Source organism: Longimicrobium sp. (assembly GCA_036377595.1).
GTDB lineage: Bacteria > Gemmatimonadota > Gemmatimonadetes > Longimicrobiales > Longimicrobiaceae > Longimicrobium.
Genome location: DASUYB010000174.1, coordinates 1 through 1,678, shown reverse-complemented (window position 1 = coordinate 1,678; position 1,678 = coordinate 1). Strand labels below are relative to the sequence as shown.

Annotated in this window: 2 protein-coding genes; both read right to left on the bottom strand. The window is 66.7% G+C overall.

The genetic code is table 11. The annotated features are described in order from the left end of the window. Window positions 1–174 precede the first annotated feature (174 nt). Entirely contained in the window at window positions 175–1,140 is a 966-nt protein-coding gene (locus tag VF092_28905; protein HEX6751346.1) for a peptidoglycan-binding domain-containing protein, read from the bottom strand. An 85-nt stretch (window positions 1,141–1,225) separates the two neighbouring features. Further along, window positions 1,226–1,678: hypothetical protein (locus tag VF092_28900; protein ID HEX6751345.1), on the bottom strand; the 453-nt coding region annotated here is incomplete at its 5' end.

Here is a 1,678-nt window from a genome sequence, read left to right as displayed (position 1 = left end):
AGTTACACCTGTGTAAGCACTTGCCTCGATTCAGACCCCGCCGGACGCGTTGTACACGCGTCCGACGGGGTCTTGTTGTATCTTGTTGCTGTTCAACCTCTTATGGCCAACGTGTAAAACGGTGCTGTCGAACGCCTGCTGCGTGAGCCACGTCTTTTTCAGTGATCCGTTAGATCACACCTGCATCGAGGCGAGCTTGAGGTCAAACTGGCGCTCGAGGTCGTAGCCGATGCCGTGCACCACGCCGGCGCCCTCGGCGCAGGTCAGCTTCCGGCTCAGCACGTCGGCCTGGAAGGCGGCCTTGGCGGCGGCCGCGCGGCGCTTCGCGATGATGCGCATCCGCGCGAGCTCCTGGTCCTCGCGGCTCAGGCCCGCGGGGATGCCGTTGAAGTCGCCCATGATCAGCGCGCGCGTCTCCTGCTTGATGCTGCCGTTCTGCACCACGATGTCGAACATCAGCGCCGCGCCGCGCTCGGAGAAGAGCCCGTAGTCGGCGCACATCCTCAGCGCCGTCTGGAAGCGGTCGGCCGCGCCGGCCACCTGCGCGTCCTGGCACTCCGGCGTGCGACCCAGCGCCTTGAACGCGCTCTTCCACGGATCCCGCACGCGGTGGTCGGCGCCCTGCACGGTGTTCGCCCAGGCCATCTGGTCCTTCTGCCCCTTCCCCAGCATCTCGGTGAAGGCGTCGTACGAGTCGCCGAACGCCGTCTTCACCACCTGCGGGTGCTCCTTGTTCAGCTTCGACAGCAGCGGCTGCAGCGTGCCCTGCCCCAGGTTCCACTGCAGCACGCCGAAGCTGATCCCCTGCTGGTCGAAGCTCCCCGCCAGCCCGCAGAAGCAGTCGGGCGACGCCGAGCCCGTCTCGAACCCCGCCGTCAGCGCCAGGCAGCGGAACCCCAGCGGCTTCCCCTTCACCGCCGCCAGCGCGGGGCTGGGGTCGGCGTAGAGCGCCGCGCGGGTGGCGTCGTCCACCGCGCCGGTGGCGGGCATCCCCTTCTGCTGCTGGAAGGCCTTGACGGCCGTCTCCAGCCCGCCGCCGAACACGTCGTCCATCCCGCCCTTGTACAATCCCAGCTCCTTGAGCCGGACCTCGGCGCGCGTGACGTCGGGGCCGCGCGAGCCCCGCTGCAGTGTGGCCATGTGTGTGTCTCTCGATGGAAGGAGGTGAGGGGGTGATCCTGAGGAGTTCCGCGTCCATGAAATCCCCCGTCGAGGCCAGGGGAGATCAGGGGATGACACCGGGGAAGACGATGCGGGCGGCTCGTCCGATGACACCGTCGTCCGCGATGATGGATGGCCGGTGATCGGCGGTTTCCCCACCTCCGCGGATGGAGATCCGGGGATGCGCGAAGGCGGGAATCCGACGGGCGGGTAAACCCACGGCTGGAAGATTGGGAAGCCTGCTGCGCAGGCTGGGCCCGGCGAAGTTGAAGCCTCGCGCGGTTTGCGAGGCTTGCCAATGTTCCAGCCGCGGCTTCAGCCGCCCGTCGAAAGATGTCCGCGCTTCCGCGAAGGCGAAACCCCGGCGCTCGGGCGAGTGTAGCGTTGAAGTAGAAATGTCCGGGTTGGTTGAAATAGAAATGTCCTCCTTCGGGGCAGGTTCGCCCACACTGGCGGCGACACCTGCCACGGAGCGAGGAGATGCTAAAGTTGAGCACACGAGATCGAGATCGTCTGA